We start from the raw sequence: 19,871 nt of genomic DNA, 5'->3' as shown, positions 1-19,871 counted from the left end.
TAGCTACGAGTCGGCCGGGGCATCGCCAAAGTCGCGGATGGGCAGCCGGGCGCCGTTCTGCCGGGCCGATTCGTGGGCCACGATCCCGGGAAGGGTGAAACGTGCGGCCACCCAGGCGTTGAGCGGGGGCAGTGTCCGGTTGTTCACCGCGGTGACGAAGTCGTCCACCAGGAAATGATGGCTGCCCTCATGGCCGTTGGGCGCTCCCTGGAACTCCACGGGCAGCCGTCCCGCGTCGTGGACCGGGGAGAGTCCCGACACGAACGCGTCCCGAAGCTCCGGCGCCACGTGGGCCAGGGACGGATCGTCCAGGGACATGCTGGGACGGGTTTCCATCTGCTCCGAGATGTCGTGGACGTCCTGCTTGTCCTGCCAGACGGTGACCTTGGCGAGCTGTTCGAAACTGGCCTCGGTGCCGAAGAACCGGAACCGGGATTCGCGGATGTGCGACGGATAACCGACGCGGCGCATTTCGTTGGTGCGCATCACGCCGCCGTCATTCAGTTCGAAAAGCGCCGTGGCGTTGGAGAAGTCGTTGCCGAACATGCTGACGTCCTTGTCGAACACGCCGTCGTTCCGCTGGTCGCTGACCCCCACGCAGCTGACGCTGACGGCGTGGGCCGGGACAGCCCCGAGCACACCGCCGATGGCGTGGGTGGGGTAGAGCATGGGCGGATAGCTGGCCGTCTCTTTCCACCGGTCGCCGCCGCTGTACTGGTAGGCGTCATAGAAGCCCAGGTCCATGTCGTGGACGTAGTCGCCCTCGGAGTAGAAGATCCGCCCGAACCTGCCGGCCGCGTGCTGTTCGCGGGCATAGACGGTGGCCGGGTTGTAGTAGCTGGTCTCCCCCATCATGTAGACCAGGCCGGTTTCCCGGACGGCTTCAATGATGCGCTCGATTTCGTCCTCTGAGACTGCCATGGGGACCGCAGAGTAGACGTGCTTGCCTGCACGGAGGGCGCGTTCCACCAGCGGACCGTGCGTCCAGCGCTGCGTGAAGATTGCCACCGCGTCGATGTCAGAGGCCAGCAGCGCGTCAAAGTCCGGCAGTACACCGGCGAGTTCGAGGCGTTCGGCCACTGATTCCGCACGTGCGGGCAGCTGGTCGACCATGTGGACTGCGCTGATGCCGGGGTGCAGGTTGAACAGGTGCGCGAACTGGCCGCCGAACTGGCCTGCGCCCAGGATGCCGATGGAGAACGTCATTGTTTGCCTTCCGATAGGGGTTTGTCCGAGTGTTTCACCCGGATCTACTCGAGTCAATATCCACAGAATGGCGAAGATACGCGCTGTAGAAACATTTCAAGGTAGGCATTGCCGACTCCAATCTACTCGTGTAGATTACTGGCAGCTTGTTACTTCCATCACACTCGCCGAAAGGGTCGACGATGACCACCCTTACCAGGAACGCCAGCCCGGCAGCCCACACGGTGCGCCGGCCACTGAAGCGCCGGGGACAAAGCGACCTGAAGATTGCACTGTTCTTCATAGCCCCCGCAATGATCGGATTTATCGCCTTTTACCTGGTGCCCACGCTTCGCGGCATCTACCTCAGCTTCACCGAATACAGCATCCTGGGGGATCCAACCTGGATCGGAACGGCCAACTATGAGGCCATCGGCAAGGATCCCCTTTTCTGGAATGCCCTCGCGGTCACCACGCAGTACGTCCTGATCAACATCGTCCTGCAAACGGCGCTGGCCCTGGGCCTGGCCCTCCTGATGCACCGCGTGGCCAAATCAACGCTCATCCGGGGGACCCTGCTCCTCCCCTACCTGATGGCCAACGTGATCGCCGCGCTGCTGTGGTTCTGGCTGCTGGACTACCAGATCGGCATCGTCAACTACTTCATCGATGCCCTGGGCATGCCCAAGGTAGCCTTTTTCGGCAGCGAAGAATGGGCCATCCCCACGCAGGCCCTGATCAACACCTGGCGGCACATGGGCTACACCGCACTGCTGATCTTCGCCGGCCTGCAGGCCATCCCGCACCATGTCTACGAGGTTGCCAACCTGGACGGCGCCTCCCCATGGCAGACGTTCCGGAAGATCACCCTGCCCCTGCTGCGCCCGGTCCTGGCCCTGGTCCTGATCGTCACCATCATCGGTTCCTTCCAGGTCTTCGACACCGTCGCCGTCACCACCCAGGGCGGACCGGTCAACGCCAGCCGCGTGCTGCAGTTCTACATCTACCAAAAGGCCTTCACGGAATCGGACTTCGGTTACGGGTCCGCCCTGGCCGTCATCCTCTTCGTCATCCTCGCCCTGGTGGCCTTCATCCAAATGAAGTTCCTCAAGGGCAATGAATCGGACCTGGACTAAGGACGCCCCATGACCACCGCAAGAGTCTCCGCCCCCGCCCGGCCGGCCACCCGGCGTCGCCCGTTCAACTGGCGCCGCACCGGCGCCTGGGTCCTCGTCGCCATCGCCGTCGCCGTCTCCGTCCTCCCGTTCTACTGGGTCCTGCGGACCGCGCTGTCCACCAACGGGGCCCTGGCATCCAACGCCACCAACCTGCTCCCCGCCGAGTTCAACCTGGGTGCGTTCCAGCGCGTCTTCGGCCTGCAGTCCCCGGAGGAAGCCGTGGCCGACGGCGGTTCCGGCGCCCAGATCGACTTCTGGTCCTACCTCCGCAACTCCGTGCTGTTCGCCTCCATCACCACCATCGGGGCCGTCTTCTTCAGCGCCATGGCGGCGTACGCGTTCGCCCGGCTCCGCTGGCGGGGACGGAACGCCGTGTTCAGCCTCTTCCTGGCCACCATGATGGTGCCGCCGATCTTCACGGCCCTGCCCAACTTCCTGCTCATCAAGAACCTGGGCCTGCTGAACACCATGGTGGGCCTGGTGCTGCCCTATATCTTCATGACCCCCTTCGCCATCTTCTTCCTCCGCCAGTTCTTCCTGAACATGTCCCGCGAAGTCGAAGAAGCGGCAATGCTCGACGGCGCCAAGCACCTCCGGATCTTCTTCCAGATCATCCTGCCCAACGCCGCAGCCCCGCTCGCCACACTTGCCCTGCTCACCTTCATCGGCCAGTGGAATGAATACTTCTGGCCCCTGCTGGTGGGCCAGGACGAATCCGTCCGCGTCCTCACCGTGGGCCTGGGCGTCTTCAAGTCCCAGTCACCCCAGGGTGCACCGGACTGGTCCGGCCTCATGGCGGCAACCCTGGTCTCGGCCCTTCCGGTCCTGATCCTGTTCGCCGCCTTCGGCAAGAAGATCGTCAACTCCATCGGCTTCTCCGGCATCAAGTAACACCCCTCAGCTCACCCAGCTCCCTGACCCCGGCCGCGCCATGGCGGCGCGCCCGGAAGCACACCCTGAAAGGACCCCCATGAACAAGAAGAAAGCACTCGGTTCCCTCGCTGCAGCCGCGGCCGCCGTCCTGGCACTCTCCGCCTGCGGAAGCGGTGGCTCCGCCGAGGCCGGCAAGGGCGAAATCAACTACTGGCTCTGGGACGCCAACCAGCTCCCGGCCTACAAGCAGTGCGCCGACGACTTCCACAAAGCCAACCCGGACATCACCGTCAAGGTCACCCAGCGCGGCTGGGACGACTACTGGGGCACCCTCACCAACGGCTTCGTCGCAGGCACCGCGCCGGACGTCTTCACCGACCACCTGGCCAAGTACCCCGAGTTCGTCAAGAACAAGCAGATCCTCGCCCTGGATGACGCCGTCAAGAAGGACAACATCGACACCGGAATCTACAACTCCGGGCTGGCGGATCTCTGGGTGGGAGAGGACGGAAAGCGCTACGGACTGCCCAAGGACTGGGACACCATCGGCCTGTTCTACAACACCAAGCTGGCAGCGGACGCAGGCGTCACCCCGGAGCAGATGGCCACCCTGACCTGGAACCCCCAGGACGGCGGCACGTACGAAAAGACCATCGCCCACCTGACGGTGGACAAGAACGGCAAACGCGGCGATGAGCCCGGCTTCGACAAGGACAACGTGGCGGTCTACGGTCTTGGCCTCAATGGCTCCGGTTCCGGCCAGGGCCAGACCGAATGGAGCTACCTGACCGGGACCACCGGCTGGACGCACACGGACAAGAACCCCTGGGGCAAGCACTTCAACTATGACGACCCCAAGTTCCAGCAGAGCATCGACTGGTTCGCAGGCCTGGTGCAGAAGGGCTACATGCCCAAGCTCGAGACCACGGTGGGCGCCAGCATGGCGGACACCTTCGCGGCCGGCAAGTCCGTGATCAACGCCAACGGCTCCTGGATGATCGGCCAGTACACCGGGTACAAGGACATCAAGGTCGGCATCGCCCCTACCCCGACGGGTGTGGACGGCAAGCGCTCCAGCATGTACAACGGGCTGGCTGACTCCATCTACGCCGGCACCAAGAAGCCCGAAGCCGCCGCCAAGTGGGTCGAGTACCTCGGCTCCGCCGCCTGCCAGGACGTCGTCGCGGCCAAGGCCGTCGTCTTCCCCGCCATCAAGTCCTCCGCAGACAAGGCCGTCGAGGCGTTCAAGGCCAAGGGCGTGGACGTCACCCCGTTCAGCCAGCAGGTCAAGGACGGCACCACCTTCCTCTTCCCCATTGCGGACAAGGCAGCCAAGGTTGACGGCATCATGAAGCCGGCCATGGACGCCGTGGTCTCGGGCAAGGCCCCGGCCAGCTCCCTCACGGCGGCCAATGACCAGGTCAACGCCCTCTTCAAGTAACCCCTCCACGTGGCTGCGTATGTGGTCGCAGCCACCCCGGCCGGGTGCCGCCGTTCCCCTCGCAGCGGCGGCATCCGGCTACCCTGTCCCCATCCTTTAACTTTCAGCGCACAGCATCATCACGAAGAGAGATTTTCCTATGGACCCCCTGTACCTCCGTTCCGCCGGCACCAGCCTGCTGGTCAGCTTCGACAGCGGGGAGGCCGAGGTCATCCACTGGGGAGCCGACCTGGGAGCAGACGTGCCGGACCTCGGCATCCTGGGCGCTCCGGTGGGGCACTCCTCCATTGACGCCCACGTTCCAGCCGGCCTCCTCCCCTCGGCCGCTTCCGCCTGGCGGGGCCGGCCGGCCCTGCGCGGCCATCGCATCACCGCCGGCGCCGCCGGCTTCGACTTCTCGTCCCGCCTCCGCGTCACCTCCGTGAACACTGAGGGTGCCGCCGCCACCATCGTGCAGGCCGACGCCGACGCCGGGCTCAGTGTCTCCTCCTCCCTTAAGCTTCACGACGGCGGCCTGCTGGAACTGCGCCACACCGTCACCAATGACGGCACCACCCCGTTCCAGGTGGACGAGCTGGCCACCGTCCTCCCGGTGGCACCGGACGCCGTCGAACTCCTGGACCTGACCGGGCGCTGGTGCCGGGAACGCCACCCGCAGCGGCACCGGATCCAGCAAGGCACGTGGGTCCGGACCGGACGGCACGGCCGCACCGGGCACGATTCCTCCCTGCTGTTCGCCGCCGGCACCCAGGGGTTCGGCAACCGGCACGGCAAAGTCTGGGCGACGCACCTGGCCTGGAGCGGCAACCACGAACAGTTCGCGGACACCATCGGTGACGGCCGGACCATGATCGGCGGCTCGGAGCTGCTGGGCCCGGCGGAAGTCATCCTGGAAACGGGTGGCAGCTACACCACCCCGGCACTGTTCGCCGCCTACTCGGACCGCGGCCTGGACGGCATCACCGAGGCCTTCTACAGCTGGTTCCGCTCCCGCCCCCACCACGTGCTGCCCGCCGCGTCCACCGGCCTGCCCGCAGGCAAACCGCGCCCCGTGGTGCTCAACACGTGGGAGGCCGTGTACTTCGACCACAACCTGGACACGCTGATTGAACTGGCGGAGTCCGCGGCCGGCCTCGGCGTGGAACGCTTCGTGCTCGACGACGGCTGGTTCCGGGGCCGCCGTGACGACCACGCCGGGCTGGGAGACTGGTATGTCGACGGGACCGTCTGGCCGGACGGGCTGGCCCCGCTGATCAACGCGGTCACTTCGCGTGGCATGGAGTTCGGGCTGTGGGTCGAGCCGGAAATGGTGAACCTGGACTCGGACGTGGCCCGGGCGCACCCGGACTGGATCGTGGGCCCCTCCGCCGCCGCGCACAAGGACGGCGGCCGGCTGCCCCTGGAGTGGCGCAATCAGCACGTCATCGACCTGGTGAACCCGGAGGCGTGGCAGTACGTCTTCGACCGGATCGATGCGCTCCTGGCCGGGAACAACATCAGCTACCTGAAGTGGGACCAGAACCGTGACCTGGCCGAACACGGCCACGCCGGCCGCCCCTCGGTCCACGCACAGACCCTGGCCGCGTACCGGTTGTTTGACGAACTCCGGAAGGCCCACCCCGGCGTCGAAATTGAGAGCTGCTCTTCCGGCGGCGGACGTGTCGACCTGGGCATCCTGGAGCGGACCGACCGTATCTGGGCTTCCGACTGCAACGACGCGCTGGAGCGGCAGACCATCCAGCGCTGGACCGGCGCGGTGGTTCCGCCCGAACTGGTGGGCAGCCACATCGGCCCCACCACCTCGCACACCACGGCCCGCACCCACGACCTGTCCTTCCGGGCCATCACGGCACTGTTCGGACATTTCGGCATGGAATGGGACATCCGGGGCGTCCAGGGCAAGGACCGCGAAGAGCTGCGGCGCATCGTGGGGCTGTACAAAGAGCACCGGGGCCTGATCCACAGCGGCCGCCCGGTCCACGCCGACCTCGCCGACGACTCATTGCTCCTGCACGGTGTGGTGGCCGGTTCTGCCGGGGACGGCATCGACGTCCAGGAAGGGACGACGGCGGCCCTGTTCGCCCTGGTCAGCACGCGCACCTCGGCAGCGGAGGCACCGGGCCGCATCGGCATCCCGGGGCTCGACGCCGGCCGCAGCTACCGGGTGGAAGCGCTCTTCCCCATCACGGACGACGCCGACCACGCCCACACGTTCACGCAGGTCGAGCCGCCCGCCTGGCTGGCCGGCGGCGCAGAGGCCAGCGGCGGGTTCCTGGCAGAGGTGGGGCTGCCCATGCCCATCCTCAACCCGGAGCACGCAGTACTGCTGAAGGTCACGGCACTCTAACAAACCCAATACCCCATCGATTGCTCCGTAGGTGTCGTTTTGGAGCTTCAGAACGACAAGTACTCAGCAGTCGATGGTGTATGCCGGCGTAAAAATGCGCGGCAGGGATGGCCAACCGATAGATTTGCAGGCATGACTGAAGCCTCCTCCACTGTCGAAGCCGGCCGCGGCACCATCCTCGTAATCAATGGCCCCAACTTGAACATGCTGGGTACGCGGGAGCCGGAAAAGTACGGCACCTCCACCCTTGCCGACGTCGAACAGCTGGCTGCGGCCGCCGGGAAGAACCACGGATTCGCCGTGGAGTGCGTCCAGTCCAACCATGAAGGCGTCCTGCTGGACGCCATCCACGCAGCCCGGGGCGCCGCCGTGGGAATCGTCCTGAACGCGGGCGCCTTCACGCACACCTCCGTGGCACTTCGCGACGCCCTGGCAGCCGTGCAGCTTCCCGCCGTCGAGGTTCACATCACCAACGTGCACCAGCGGGAGGAATTCCGGCACCACTCCTACCTGTCACCGGTTTGCGCGGCAGTGATTGTGGGCGCTGGAGTGTTCGGCTACAAGCTCGCCATCGACTACCTGGCAGAGGTCCTGTAGCCGGAGGGACGCGGTGCCCTTACTTCTGGATGCAGTGCCTTATTTTTGGATGCACTGCCCGGAGGACACGGGTGAGGCCAGCGATGGCGCCTGCTCCGCGACGGGGTCCAGGTCATTCATGGTGATGGCGAACCCCACCTCGGCGTCCGAGGTTGCCTTGGCGAAAATTACGCCTGCCACCTGGCCGTCGGTGGTGAGCAGCGGCCCGCCGGAATTGCCCGGCTGGACGTCCCCGGCAAGGCGGTAGATGTCCTCCGGCGCGGGATTGTTGCCGTAGATGTCCGGGACCAGGACGGTGGCAATGTCCTGGACGGTGGCGGGCTTGGACTGGAATGGGCCGCCGTGCGGGTACCCGGCGAACGCAGCCTGGCTGCCGCCGGGTAGGTCGCGGCTCAGTTGCAGCGGCTGGGACGGCAGGTTGTCCACGGCCAGGACTGCAAGGTCGCGCCGGGTGTCGAAGTAGACCACCCGCCCGGGCATGGCCCCGCCGTCGGGCATTTCCACCACCGGCTGCGACACACCGGCCACCACGTGCGCGTTGGTTACCACGCGGTCCTCCGAGACGACGAAGCCACTGCCGGTCTGGTTCTGGCCGCATTCATAGGCCGTGCCCGCGATCCTCAGGACGGACTGGGCAGCCCTGTTGAGCGCGGGTGTATTGGTGCTGGTGTTGGGCACCTGGACGGCCTGGCCCTGGTCCAGGCCTTCGAGCAGGGTGGGGATGCCGTTGCCGATCACCGTGGACCGCAGCTCCGCCATGGTGGCCTTGACCGGGGTGGGCGTCAGCCCGTCGATGAAGCGGATCACCTTGGATTCAGCCAGCTGCTGGGACACCACGGGCACGCCGAGCGAGCTAACGCTGAATGCCAGCATGGACATCACCAGGGCGGACACCACAAGGTTCAGCGCCCCGCCCACCAGCCGGTCCACCGCCCGCAGCGGCCGGATCCGCACCACGCCGCGGAGTTGGCGCCCCACCATGGTTCCCAGGCCATGCCCCAGTGCCATCAGGACGACGGCGGCAGCGATGATGGCGGTGAGCCTCCACCCGGAGTCCTCAACAAAGGTGCTGACGAGCGGGACGGCAAAGAAAGCGGCAATGGCGCCGGCGGCAAAGCCTGCAAGGCCGCCGACAGTGACCAGGAACCCATTGCGGAGGCCGTAGACCAGGTATGACAGCAGCGCCAGGATCAGGACAATGTCCAGGACAGTCAGGCCGACCACAAAGGCTCCTTATTTACAGTTGAACCCCCATTCTAGTGGCGGACGCTGACAATCTTCTGTGGGGTGCAGCGGCCTCCGGCGGACCGCCGGCGGGCTGCCTGCGGGCGTTTCCCATGCCAAGTTCGTCACAGAACCTTGAAAATTCTGAAACAATGGCAAAAGCGCCCACAGCCGATACTTTTACTCAGGAGATTTCATGGACATCGAGGTACTGCGCCGAGCACCCCTTTTCGCCACGCTCGACGACGACGCATTCCGGCTGCTGACGGACGAACTCACCGAGGTGGACCTTTCCCGCGGCGCATCAGTGTTCCGCGAAGGTGACCAGGGTGACCAGCTGTACTTCATCGTCTCCGGCAAGGTGAAGCTCGGCCGCACCTCCCCGGACGGCCGTGAGTCGCTCCTGGCCATCCTCGGCCCCGGCGAGCTCTTCGGCGAGATGGCGCTGTTTGATCCCAGCCCCCGCACCGCCACCGCCACCGCGGTGTCCGAAACCCGGCTGGCCGGGCTCAAGAACGAGAGCCTGAACGCCCTGCTGCGCACCCGCCCCGAGGTCTCGGCCCAGCTGCTGCAGGCCCTGGCCCGCCGCCTGCGCCGCACCAACGACTCCCTCTCGGACCTCGTCTTCTCGGACGTCCCGGGCCGCGTGGCCAAGGCCCTGCTGGACCTTGCCGACCGCTTCGGCCGCCCGGCCACCGACGGCGTCCTGGTGGCGCACGAGCTCACGCAGGAAGAACTGGCGCAGCTGGTGGGCGCCTCCCGCGAAACCGTCAACAAGGCCCTGGCCGAGTTTGTCCAGCGTGGCTGGCTCCGGCTCGAGGCCCGCGCCGTGGTGATCCTGGACATGCAGCGCCTCCGCCAGCGCTCCCGCTAGGACCACACAAAAAAGGCCGCCCCACGGGGCGGCCTTTTTTGTTGCGCAGCTGCGGGAGTCAGTTTTTCACCACGTCCAGTTCGACGACGGACCACGACAACGCAGGAAGGCTGAGGCGCAGCTCAGAGCCGTTTGCCTTGGCACCCTCCAGCGGCTTCAGGCCCACGCGGTCCTGGTTGTCCTGGTTGTTGATGGTGAAGCGGTCACCGCCGTCAGGGATTTCCAGCACTTCCGCCCTGACCACCCGCTGCGCGTCGAAGCCCCGCAGGCTGACCTCCACGTCCGCTGCCTCCTCGAGGCCGCGGTTGGCAAGGAACAAGGCCACCCGGCCCGTCTCCTCGTTCCAGGTGGCGCTGACATCGACCAGGTCCGTATCGCCAAACCGGGTATTGGCGTACTTGTCGGAGTCGACGGACAACCGCAGGATCTGGCCCTTCGCCAGTTCCGCCATCCTGGAGAACGGGTGGAAGATCGTTTGCCGCCAGGCCGGACCGTTCTCCTCGCTGAAGATGGGGGCGATGACGTTGACCAGCTGCGCCTGGTTGGCGATCTTGACCCGGTCGCCGTGCCGGAGCAGCGAGTTGAGCAAAGTTCCGACGACGACGGCGTCCGTCACGTTGTACTTGTCCTCGATGACCCGGGGGTGCTCACGCCAGCCGGCCTTGGACACGTTGTGCGGCTGGTCCTCCGTGTCCAGGCCCCGCTGGTACCAGACATTCCATTCGTCGAAGGACAGGTTGATGTGCTTCTTGTGCTTGCCCTTGGCGCGGACCGCGTCTGCGGTGGCAATGACCGATTCGATGAAGTAGTCGGTGTCCACTGCGCTGGCCAGGAAGCTGCCGACGTCCCCGTCGTGCTCCTGGTAGTAGGCGTGCAGGGAAACATAGTCGACTTCGTCGTAGGCGTGGGTCAGGACGGTCTGCTCCCAGGCTCCGAACGTGGGCATCCGCGAGTTGGAGCTTCCGCAGGCCACCAGTTCGATGTCCGGGTCGACGAACCGCATGGCCTTGGCCGCCTCCTGGGCCAGCCGGCCGTACTCCTCTGCCGTCTTGTGGCCGATCTGCCAGGGGCCGTCCATTTCATTGCCCAGGCACCACAGCTTGATGTTGAAGGGGTCCTTGTGGCCGTTTTTGGCGCGCAGGTCCGAAAGGCGGGTGCCGCCCGGGTGGTTGGCGTATTCGACGATGGCGCGGGCGGCGTCCACTCCCCGTGTTCCCAGGTTGATGGCTTCCATGATTTCGGTACCGGCCTCGCGGGACCAGTCCACGAACTCGTGGAGGCCGAAGGCGTTGGTTTCCAGGGTGTGCCAGGCCCCGTCAAGCCTGCGCGGCCGGTCTTCGCGGGGGCCAATTCCGTCTTCCCAGTCGTAGCCGGAGACGAAGTTGCCGCCGGGATAGCGGACCACGGTGGCGCCAAGCTCCTTGACGAGTTTGAGGACGTCCTGGCGGAAGCCGTTTTCGTCGGCCTCCGGGTGGCCCGGTTCGTAGATGCCGGTATAGACGCAGCGGCCCATGTGCTCCACGAAGGAGCCAAAAAGGCGCCGGGGCACTTCGCCGATGGTGAAGTCGCGGTCGAGGGTGATTCTGGCGCGGGACATAAGAATGATCTCCTTGGTTGAACGTCAGGCAGGTGGTGGAAAGCGACGGTGGGCGTCAGGTGCCGGCGAGTCCCGTCGTCGCAACGCCCTTGATGATCTGGCGCTGGAAGAACAGGAAAAGCAGGATCAGCGGCAGGGCCGCGAGCAACGCGGACGCCATGTTCTGGGCGTACTGGATGCCGTAGGCGCTCTTGATGGTCTGCAGCCCCACGGGGAGGGTCAGGACGGACCCGTCATTGGTAGCGATGAAGGGCCAGAGGAAGTTGTTCCAGGCGCCGATGAACACGAAGATTGCCACGGCCGCGAGGATGGGGCGGGACAGCGGAAGTATGACCTGGAGGAAAATCCGCATCCGGCTGGCGCCGTCCATGACCGCGGCTTCTTCGAGTTCGCGCGGGATCTGGTCGAAGAACTTCTTGAGCACGAACACCATGGCGGGATGGATGACCTGCGGCAGGATGATGGCCCAGGAGGTATCGATCATGTGCAGTGCCACCATTTGGTAGAACAGCGGGATGATCAGGACCGGCGGGGGAACGATGATGGACGCGATGATCACGGTCATCAGGACCTTCTTGCCCCGGAAGTCGATGCGGGACAGCGCGTAGGCCACCAGCGCGGAAATGACCAGCGTGATCACTGTGATGGCCGCCGAGGTGTACAGGGAGTTCCAGGTCCAGAGCGGGATGTTGCCGTCCTGGAACACCTTGACGAACGCATCGGCGGTGAAGCCCGACGGCGGGATCCAGCTGATCTTCGGAGCGGCGGCATCAGTTTCGCTCTTGAAAGCGGTGACGGTTGCCCAGGCGAAGGGCACCATCCAGAGGACGGCCAGCAGGGCTGCGGCTACAAGGACAGCGATCCGGCCGGGGCTCATCCTGCGGCCGTTCCTGCCGCCGGCGGACGGCGCGGCCGTGGAGGGAACAGGGCGGGCGAGGGTTTCAGTTGCCATGGCTATGCACTCCTGCGGCGGGTGATGAGGAACTGGATGACCGAGACAGCCACGATCAGTCCGAAGAAGATGTAGGAGATGGCTGCCGAGTAGCCCAGGCGGTATCCGGTAAAGCCGGTTTCGAAGATGTACTGCACCACGGGCCGGGTGGCGCCGCCGGGGCCGCCGGCTGTCATTTGGTAGACCTGGTCGAAAATCTTCAGCGAGGCCAGGATCTGGAGGAGCACGATCATCACGGTGGTGGGGGCCAGCTGTGGCAGGGTGATGGAGAAGAACTGCCGCCAGGCACCGGCGCCGTCCAGCGACGCCGCCTCATAATGCTGGGCGGGGATGTTCTGCATCGCCGCCAGGTACAGGAGGAAGTTGAAGCCCACCGTCCACCACAGTGTGGCGATGACGATTGCCCACATCGCGACGCCGGGGTCGTTCAGCCACGCAACTTTCGGCAGCCCTATTTGGGCCAGCGAGTCGTTGATCAGGCCCAACTGGGGGTTGTACATCCAGGTGAAGAACAGGGAGACAACGGTGGAGGCCAGCAGGTACGGGGCAAAGTAGGACAGCCGCCACAGCCATTGCGCGGGCAGTCCGACATTGACCAAGGCGGCCATGACCAAGGCAACGACCACCAGCGGCACAGTGCTGATGACCGTGAAGTAGAGGGTGTTGCCCAGCGAATGCCACATGTCGGAGTCGGCGAGGGCTTCGCTGTAGTTCGCCAGCCCAATCAGGCTGTCGTTGGCGCCGGTAAGGGACTTGCCGGTCAGGCTCATGTACAGCCCGTAAAGGAGGGGCCAGACGAGGAAGACCAGGAAGAATGCCAGGAACGGTGCGGCGAAGGCCCAGCCGCTGAGGTTGTCCCTGCTTCCCTGGGAACGGGATCCGGCGGTCCTGGACCCCGCCTGCCTGGACATTCTTTGGCGGGACAGCCCGGGCAGCGAACCCGCCGGACCCTCGCTGCTGTGTGAAGTTGCTACGGAACTCATTTGGACTCCTGTGTCGCTTGGCGGTTCAAACCGGGTTGGGACGGGAAAGCAGGGTGTTGGTGCGCCGCACGAAGGCATCCCAGCCATCAGTTGCCTTGTCGCGGCCGAGGAGCACGTTCTGCACGGTCTCCGCAAAGTACGTTTGCCAGTCGGAGCCCGATCCGCTGAACCATGCCTCCGGGTCGTAGGCGATGATGTCTGCGGCGTTGGCGTAGTGGATCTGGGGCGTGAGTTCGCGGTAGGCCTGGGATTGCACCACCGGCTGGAAGGCGGGGATATGTCCTGCCTCGGCCCACGACAGCGAGCCCTTGAGGATGTCGCTGACGAATTTGTAGACGTCGCGGCGCTTGGCGTCGTCGACGTTCAGCTGCCGGGGAAGCACGAAGGAATGCGAGTCAGCGTAGGCGGCCGGCGTTCCGAACAGCGTGGGGATGGTGGCGGCGTCAACGGGCAGGTTTGCCTTCTTGAAGGTGGGAAGCTCCCAGACCCCGCTAAAGAGCATGCCTGATCCCCCGCGGGCGAATTCCGCGATGCCGGTGCTGATGTCGCCGCTTTGCGCCGCGATGGTGTCATCGAACAGAGAGGTCATGAATTCCAGGGACTCAACGGCGGCCTCGTTGTCGGCCACCATTGGCTTGCCGGGGGTCAGTTCCATGCTTGCCCCGTGCTGCCGGTAGAGGGTGTAGAAAAGGCGCCACATCTGTGACCCGCTGCCGAGGTACCCGAAGGACAGACCGTGCGCCTGGGTCACTTTCTGCATTTCCCGCGCGATGCTGATGAATTCCTGCGGGGACTTCGCTTCCTGCAACTGCCCGTTGCTGCCAAGCAGTCCTGCCTTTCCCGCCACGTCACGGTTGTAGAACATGACAAAGGGGTGCGAATCCAGGGCGATGGAGAAGACTTTGCCGTTGTTCTGGCTCTTGTCCCAGATCCTGGGCGCGAAGCTCTGGCTGGTGACGCCGAACTCTGACAGCAGGTCCAGGTCCCATGGGTCGATCAGGCCGCCGGGCGCATAGCCGGGAACGCGGCTGGCATGCATGATGGCCAACTGCGGCGGACGGCCGCCGGCCGATGCCATGGCCAGCTTGGTGTAGTACGGCGGCCCCCAGGCAAGAACTGTCGGGTGCACCTTGAACGCGGGGTTGGCGTCGTTCACCTTGCTGATCATGTTCTGCATCTTGATGCCGTCGCCACCGGACAGGAGATGCCAGAACTGGATGTCCCTGGGGGCCGCGGCGGAGGCATTTCCGCCGCACCCGGACAAGGCCGCCGCGGCGAACACGCTTCCCAACGCTGCGCTTCCGGACAACAGCCGGCGCCTGGACAGTTGCCTGTCGTCGAAAAAATCAAACTGCTTCACCCGTCACTCCTTTGGATGGGTCCGCTGAAAGTCATTCCGTTGCCACAACCGTTGCTGCCGGGTGTCCCTCATCGCAGTCCCGCAAGCTCCGGTGTGACGCACGCCTCACATTACATCGATGTAATGTGTCCCGCAACGAAAATTGTTAGCGTTCGCAAAGTGATTCCGCTGTCTCGCTTCGACGCCACGCCAGTGGCCGGCGCTGCGTGCAGGGCCTAGGAAGAGGTGCTTTCCCGCTCCACGACTTCGTAATCGACGGCCACCACCCGCTGCGGGCCCTCGCGGTCCTGCATGCGTTCGGTGAGGAGCCGCAGGGCCTCGCTGGCCACCCTGCGCTTGTCGAACGAGACTGTGGTCAGTGACGGCACCGCGTACTTCGCATCCGCGATGTCGTCGAAACCCGCAACGGCCACATTGTCGGGAACCCGAAGGCCGCGCTTCCACAACACGCTCAGGGCACCGATCGCCATGGAATCGGTGAAACAGAACAGCGCCTCGGGCACCGGGTGCGCGTCAAGGTAGGCGGAAAGAGCATGGGCTGCCGTATCCGGGCTCCACTTTTCGCACGGGATGATCAACGAGTCGTCCCAGGGGATGCCGAGTTCGCCAAGCGCGGCCTGGTACCCGCGGGTGCGGAGGACGGCTGCCGCGGAGCCCCTGCCCTCGGCGGCGCCCAGGACCGCGATACGCCGCCTGCCCGTCCTGCCGAGCGCCAGTGTCATGTCACGGGCGGCGGCGACGCTGTCCACCCACACACGGTCGGCCAGCTTCTGGGACACTTCCCCAAGCAGGACCACGGGGGGCAGGGCGACGCCCACTTTGACGGCACTCTCGTCCAGCACCACGGGGTTGAGGATCAACCCGTCTATCAGGTTGGAGCGCGCGCGGGACATCAATTCGTACTCGCGGGTGGGATCGGATCCCGTCTCCTCGATCTGCACGCTCCAGCCCTGTTCATGGGCTACTTCCACCACGCTGTGCGCAATTTCGGCAGAATACGGCGTGGCCAGGTCCGGCAATGCCAGGGCAATGACGCCAGACCTGCCGTTGCGCAATCCCCGGGCCGAGAGGTTGGGCACGTAATCCAGTTCCGCCATGGCCTGCTCCACCTTGAACCTGGTGGGGCCGCTGACGGGAACAATTCCGTTCATGACGTTCGAAACCGTCTTTGGCGAAACCCCGGCGAGGCGCGCGACGTCCTTGACCGTTGCGCGCAAACGCGCCCCCTTGCTCCCGGTGTGGTTTTGCTGACGAGTTTATACTCCGGCCCGGCGAAGCATCAGCGCTCGCGCTGGTGATCCCCCGCTACAGTCTTGGCCGCTTCGACTTCAAGCATGAGCCTGCCGTCCTCTTCGACCAGGACCGGCTGGTACACGTGCGGCTTGCGCTTGTAGCTCAGATACGCGATGCAGCCGTTGGCCGTCGCCATCTTCTCGAGCATGATCTCGGAACCCGGCACAAGCAGTTCGCCCAGGGGCCGGCCCACGGTGTTCTCCTGCCCTGCCTCGTCACCGAGCTTGCTGGTGGTCCGCTCCCGAACCACCTCCGCGGCGTTCACCCACCTGCCCCACACGCCTTTGCCCTCAAGCAGCGACGGTTCCTGGCCAAGCGGCTGGGTGGCCGCAAAGTAGCGGGTGTCGAACCTGCGGTGTGCAAAGTCGGGGCTGCGCCAGTTGACCAGGGACTTGAGCAGGTCGGTGCGCAGGGAGAGCCCGCGCTTGCCCAGCACCTGGGCCAGGGTCTTCTCCTGGTCCGCAACCGCAACGCGTGCACGCATCCATTCGGAGGTTGAGGTGGCTTCGACCGTATTGGACATGTCCGGGCCGGCCAGCAGGATGCCTGTTTCCTCGAAGAGCTCCCGGATGGCGCCCACCACGTGGCGCCGCGCCAGCCCGACGTCGTCCGTTCCCATCTGCTCAGCCCAGTGCTGCGGCGACGGGCCCAGCCAACCCATGGGCTCGTCGTCGGACGGGTCGAGGGACCCACCGGGAAACGCGAGGACCCCCAGCGGCGAGGAGCCGGGCCGGTAACCCAGCCACGTCTCCAGGCCGGTGGGGGAATCACGCAGGAGGACTACGGATGATGCGTAACGGGCGGCCCTGGGGGTCCGCTCGCCGTGTTCGAGCCAGCTTTGTGCTGCCCCTTCAAGATCCTGGGGCAGTGCAAAAAGGCGTCGTGCGAGGTGAGGCAAGGGAAGTGTCCGGTCTTAGCTGAATTCGGCGATCAGCTCGACCTCTACGGGAGAGTCGAGCGGAAGAACGGCAACGCCGACGGCGGAACGTGCGTGCTGCCCGGCGTCGCCAAGGACGCGGCCCAGCAGTTCCGAAGCGCCATTGACAACCGCGGGCTGGCCCGTGAACGTCGGGTCCGAGGCGACGAATCCCACAACTTTGACGATGCGGGTGATGCGGTCAAGGTCCCCGATGACGCTCTTGACGGCAGCCAGTGCGTTGACCGCGCAGACAGCCGCGTGGCGCTGGGCGTCCTCCGGGGAAACGGTGGGTTCGTCGGCGAACCCTTCCGTACCGGCGGACACCTTGCCCGTAGCTTCGAGTTTGCCGTTAATAAACGGCAGCTGGCCCGAGGTGTAGACGTGGTTGCCGGAGACGACGGCAGGGACGTAGGAGGCTACCGGCGCGGCAACCTCGGGAAGGGTGAGGCCAAGTTCGGCGAGGCGCTGTTCGACGGCGGATGCCGGCGCCGTTGCGGCGCTGGACTGGGCTTCTGCGGGGGTGCTCATGCTACTGCTTCTCCCTCTTGAGGTAGGCGACAAGGCCGTTGCCGTCAGGTCCGGGGACTACCTGGACGAGCTCCCAGCCGTCCTCTCCCCACTGGTCCAGGATCTGCTTTGTGGCGTGGATGATGAGCGGAATCGTCGCGTACTCCCATTTGGTCATGAGAGAAAGCGTAGCCCTTGCCGGTAAAGTGGAAAACATGGCGACTCGCAACAACCCCTTATTCGACACTGCCACCACACTGGGTAAGATCCTTCTTTTCCTTGGTGTGAGCGCGATTTGCGGTGTCCTCGTGGCGGGCCTGCTGGTCCCTGCCGCCGCCGTCTCCGGCAGCGCGGCAAGCGGTTCCATCGATTTCTTCGATTCCCTTCCGGCGGAACTGAAGGTTGATCCGCCGAGCCAGACCACCAGGATCCTGGCTGCCGACGGCAGCGAGATCGCCAGCGTGTACACGGAGAACCGCACAAAGGTTCCGCTGGACCAGATTTCACCGAACATGAAGAACGCCATCATCGCGGTGGAGGACAGCAGGTTCTACGAGCACGGCGGTGTGGACACCACCGGCATCCTCCGCGCGCTGGTCGCCACCGCCCGCGGCAACAAGCAGGGTGCGTCCACCATCACGCAGCAGTACGTCAACAACGTCCTCAACGCCAACCTCGCAGCCGCCGGCGAAGAGGACCAGATCAAGCTCAACGGCGTCAACAAGGGCGTGGGCGACAAGCTCCGCGAAATGAAGCTCTCCATCGCGCTGGAGAAGGAGTTCACCAAGGACCAGATCCTTGAGGGCTACCTGAACATCGTGTTCTTCAACCGTGACGCCTACGGTATTGAAGCGGCGTCCCACTACTTCTTCAGCACCACCGCCAAGGACCTGACCCTGCCGCAGGCGGCGCTCCTGGCAGGCCTGGTAAACAGCCCCTCGGCCTTCGATCCGATCACCAACCCGGAGAAGTCCAAACAGCGCCGTGACTTGGTGCTGGGCCTGATGAAGGACCAGAACAAGATCACCGCGGAGGAGTACCAGGCCGCCGTGGCCACCCCGGTGGAGCCCAAGGTGACCCAGCCGAAGCAGGGCTGCGCTTACGCCGCTTCCGCCCCGTACTTCTGCGACTACATCCTGCACCTGCTGGAGAACAACCCGGCCTACGGAGCGGACGTCAAGGAACGCCAGCGCCTGATCTACGGCGGCGGCCTGACCATCACCACCACCCTTGACCCCAACGCCCAGGCCACGGCCCAGGAACAGGTCAACGCCGCCACCGGGGCCAACCCCGATAAGTGGGGCTCCTCGATGGTGTCTGTGCAGCCGGGTACAGGCAAGATCGTCTCGATGGCCCAGAACACCACGTTCCTGCCCGGCCAGGGCTTTGATTCCCAGTTGAACTTCAATGTGGACAAGCTGGACAAGGACGGCAACGACCTCAACGGCGTGGGCGGTTTCCAGCCCGGATCCACCATGAAGCCCTTCACCTTCGCCGAGTGGCTCAATGAGGGGAAGACCATGAACACGGTGGTCAACGCAGCCCAGCGCGTCTATCCGCTCAACTACCCGTGGAAGAACACCTGCGGCAAGGTCAACGGCGCGTACAACACGGCGCAGAAGTCCTTGGGCGCTGCGGACGACCTCCAGAACGCTGAGCCGCAGTGGTACCGCCCGCTCACCGTCCTTGAGGGCCTCTACAACTCCATCAACACCGTGACGTTCGCGTCGGCAGCGCAGCTGGACTTCTGCGGCATCCAGAAGATCGTCGACGCCGTGGGCCTGCACAGCGGACTGCCCTCGGCAGACGGCAGCGAACCGCACCCCAAGGTGGACATGATGACCTTGGGCAACCTGCTCGGTTCCACCCAGACGTCACCGCTCACCATGGCCAGTGCATTCGCCACGTTTGCGAATGACGGCAAGTACTGCGAACCCATCGCCATCACCTCGGTTGTGGACGCCACCGGCAAGCAGCTCCCGGCGCAGTCCAGCAGCTGCCGCGATGCCATCAAGCCCGAGGTTGCCCGCGGCGTGAACTACGCGCTGCAGGAAGTCATGAACCAGGGCTCCGGCTCCCTGATCCGGCCGCGCCTTTCGACCAAGACCAGCTTCCCCATCGGCGCCAAGACCGGTACCTCCAACAACAACGGTTCCACCTGGGTTGTCGGCCACACCACCGGCCTGGCCACTGCCGCCTGGTTCGGTGACCCCCTGGGCGGTCAGAGCCGCGCGGGACAGAACATCACCGTCAACGGCAAGTTCTACCCGGGCATCGACGGTTACATGATCGCCGGGCCGATGTTCTCCAACTTCATGACCAAGATCGCTCCGGCGTACGGGACCAACCCGTTCCCCGCGCCCCCGAGCAACATGATCAACGGCACCACCCGCAACACCACCCCCGCCACCACTGCGCCGCAGGCCACCCAGGCCCCGGCCCCGGCCCCCTCAACGCAGGCACCCCAGGCTCCCGCAACCCAGGCGCCGGTACCTGCCCCCAGCAACAACGGCAACGGCAACGGCAAGGGAAACGGCTAAA

17 protein-coding genes are annotated in these 19,871 nt (G+C 65.2%); 7 read left to right on the top strand and 10 right to left on the bottom strand.

What is annotated here, in order from left to right; genetic code table 11:
* Window positions 1-3: 3 nt before the first annotated feature.
* Window positions 4-1,206: a Gfo/Idh/MocA family protein gene (locus AB0280_RS05920; protein WP_366366424.1), complete on the bottom strand. Its 1,203-nt coding sequence runs from the start codon at window positions 1,204-1,206 to the stop codon at window positions 4-6.
* A gap of 182 nt (window positions 1,207-1,388) precedes the next feature.
* On the opposite strand from AB0280_RS05920, the gene AB0280_RS05915 reads away from it, so the two are divergent.
* From AB0280_RS05915 to aroQ, 5 genes are all read left to right on the top strand, one after another.
* On the top strand, window positions 1,389-2,321 hold the full coding sequence (locus AB0280_RS05915; protein WP_366366422.1) for a carbohydrate ABC transporter permease: 933 nt from the start codon (window positions 1,389-1,391) through the stop codon (window positions 2,319-2,321).
* A gap of 9 nt (window positions 2,322-2,330) precedes the next feature.
* A complete protein-coding gene (locus AB0280_RS05910; protein WP_366366420.1) occupies window positions 2,331-3,254 on the top strand; it encodes a carbohydrate ABC transporter permease in 924 nt (307 codons plus the stop codon).
* Between the two features lie 79 nt (window positions 3,255-3,333).
* Complete coding sequence (locus tag AB0280_RS05905) at window positions 3,334-4,677, top strand: ABC transporter substrate-binding protein (RefSeq protein ID WP_307489259.1); 1,344 nt, start codon at window positions 3,334-3,336, stop codon at window positions 4,675-4,677.
* Window positions 4,678-4,816: 139 nt separating this feature from the next.
* On the top strand, window positions 4,817-7,024 hold the full coding sequence (locus tag AB0280_RS05900) for an alpha-galactosidase (protein ID WP_366366419.1): 2,208 nt from the start codon (window positions 4,817-4,819) through the stop codon (window positions 7,022-7,024).
* Between the two features lie 132 nt (window positions 7,025-7,156).
* Window positions 7,157-7,621, top strand: coding sequence for a type II 3-dehydroquinate dehydratase (aroQ, locus tag AB0280_RS05895; protein ID WP_159630704.1), 465 nt, complete (start codon window positions 7,157-7,159; stop codon window positions 7,619-7,621).
* A 39-nt stretch (window positions 7,622-7,660) separates the two neighbouring features.
* Here aroQ and AB0280_RS05890 read toward each other — a convergent pair whose 3' ends face one another.
* A complete protein-coding gene (locus AB0280_RS05890; RefSeq protein WP_159630702.1) occupies window positions 7,661-8,845 on the bottom strand; it encodes a MarP family serine protease in 1,185 nt (394 codons plus the stop codon).
* A 196-nt stretch (window positions 8,846-9,041) separates the two neighbouring features.
* On the opposite strand from AB0280_RS05890, the gene AB0280_RS05885 reads away from it, so the two are divergent.
* Window positions 9,042-9,719, top strand: coding sequence for a Crp/Fnr family transcriptional regulator (locus tag AB0280_RS05885; protein WP_011775987.1), 678 nt, complete (start codon window positions 9,042-9,044; stop codon window positions 9,717-9,719).
* Between the two features lie 58 nt (window positions 9,720-9,777).
* Here the strand turns inward: AB0280_RS05885 and AB0280_RS05880 are convergent, their stop codons facing one another.
* From AB0280_RS05880 to AB0280_RS05845, 8 genes are all read right to left on the bottom strand, one after another.
* Entirely contained in the window at window positions 9,778-11,316 is a 1,539-nt protein-coding gene (locus tag AB0280_RS05880) for an alpha-N-arabinofuranosidase (protein WP_366366417.1), read from the bottom strand.
* Between the two features lie 55 nt (window positions 11,317-11,371).
* On the bottom strand, window positions 11,372-12,268 hold the full coding sequence (locus AB0280_RS05875) for a carbohydrate ABC transporter permease (protein ID WP_366366416.1): 897 nt from the start codon (window positions 12,266-12,268) through the stop codon (window positions 11,372-11,374).
* A gap of 2 nt (window positions 12,269-12,270) precedes the next feature.
* Window positions 12,271-13,179, bottom strand: a complete 909-nt coding sequence (locus tag AB0280_RS05870) for a carbohydrate ABC transporter permease (RefSeq protein ID WP_366366655.1) — start codon at window positions 13,177-13,179, stop codon at window positions 12,271-12,273.
* 97 nt (window positions 13,180-13,276) lie between these two features.
* Entirely contained in the window at window positions 13,277-14,611 is a 1,335-nt protein-coding gene (locus tag AB0280_RS05865; RefSeq protein WP_159630696.1) for an extracellular solute-binding protein, read from the bottom strand.
* A gap of 215 nt (window positions 14,612-14,826) precedes the next feature.
* The gene (locus AB0280_RS05860; RefSeq protein WP_366366414.1) at window positions 14,827-15,828 is read right to left on the bottom strand and encodes a LacI family DNA-binding transcriptional regulator; all 1,002 of its coding nucleotides are present in this window, start codon (window positions 15,826-15,828) and stop codon (window positions 14,827-14,829) included.
* Window positions 15,829-15,890: 62 nt separating this feature from the next.
* On the bottom strand, window positions 15,891-16,802 hold the full coding sequence (locus tag AB0280_RS05855; RefSeq protein ID WP_366366412.1) for an NUDIX hydrolase: 912 nt from the start codon (window positions 16,800-16,802) through the stop codon (window positions 15,891-15,893).
* 15 nt (window positions 16,803-16,817) lie between these two features.
* A complete protein-coding gene (locus tag AB0280_RS05850) occupies window positions 16,818-17,351 on the bottom strand; it encodes a RidA family protein (RefSeq protein ID WP_224027036.1) in 534 nt (177 codons plus the stop codon).
* Between the two features lies 1 nt (window position 17,352).
* Entirely contained in the window at window positions 17,353-17,508 is a 156-nt protein-coding gene (locus AB0280_RS05845) for a DUF4177 domain-containing protein (protein ID WP_009359196.1), read from the bottom strand.
* 37 nt (window positions 17,509-17,545) lie between these two features.
* On the opposite strand from AB0280_RS05845, the gene AB0280_RS05840 reads away from it, so the two are divergent.
* Complete coding sequence (locus tag AB0280_RS05840; RefSeq protein ID WP_224027037.1) at window positions 17,546-19,870, top strand: transglycosylase domain-containing protein; 2,325 nt, start codon at window positions 17,546-17,548, stop codon at window positions 19,868-19,870.
* Window position 19,871 lies beyond the last annotated feature (1 nt).

It is taken from the genome of Pseudarthrobacter sp. 902506025, assembly GCF_040702325.1.
In the GTDB taxonomy this organism is placed as follows: Bacteria; Actinomycetota; Actinomycetes; order Actinomycetales; family Micrococcaceae; genus Arthrobacter.
This window is presented reverse-complemented; position numbering and strand designations above follow the sequence as displayed.